The 609-nt window shown below is 54.8% G+C and carries 1 rRNA gene; it reads right to left on the bottom strand.

Annotation, left to right across the window (positions count from 1 at the left end):
- Positions 1 to 589 (bottom strand): 23S ribosomal RNA (locus IEV99_RS23645); the annotation flags it as partial.
- Between the last annotated feature and the right edge of the window lie 20 nt (positions 590 to 609).

Below are 609 nucleotides of genomic sequence, written 5' to 3'. Positions count from 1 at the left end.
AACCTTGGGCTCCTACTGTTTGTAGGCATCCGGTTTCAGGTGCTGTTTCACTCCCCTCGTCGGGGTGCTTTTCACCTTTCCCTCACGGTACTGGTTCGCTATCGGTCGCTGAGGAGTACTTAGGCTTGGAGGGTGGTCCCCCCACGTTCAGACAGGATTTCACGTGTCCCGCCCTACTCATGTCTTCATGATCTCAACACCCGTACGGGGCTATCACCCGCTAAGGCCCGACTTTCCAGACGGTTCCGGTTCGATCACACAAAGCACTGGCCTGGTCCGCGTTCGCTCGCCACTACTAACGGAGTCTCGTTGATGTCCTTTCCTCCGGGTACTTAGATGTTTCAGTTCCCCGGGTTCGCCTTTGTTCCCTATGGATTCAGGAACAAATACCTCCATTGACCACGCTCAATCCAACCCAGACGATTGCTCGACTGGGTCACAATGAGAGTGGTCGAAGGTGGGTTTCCCCATTCGGAAATCCTCGGATCAAAGCTCGTTCGCAGCTCCCCAAGGCTTATCGCAGCGTACCACGTCCTTCATCGCCTCTCAGCGCCAAGGCATCCACCGAATGCCCTTATGACACTTGATCGTTCTCATGAACAATGCTCG

Origin of the sequence: Alsobacter metallidurans (assembly GCF_014636935.1) — a bacterium.
Classification (GTDB): domain Bacteria; phylum Pseudomonadota; class Alphaproteobacteria; order Rhizobiales; family Beijerinckiaceae; genus Alsobacter; species Alsobacter metallidurans.
Note: the sequence above shows the minus strand (reverse complement) of the source record. Positions and strands in the feature narration are given on the sequence as shown.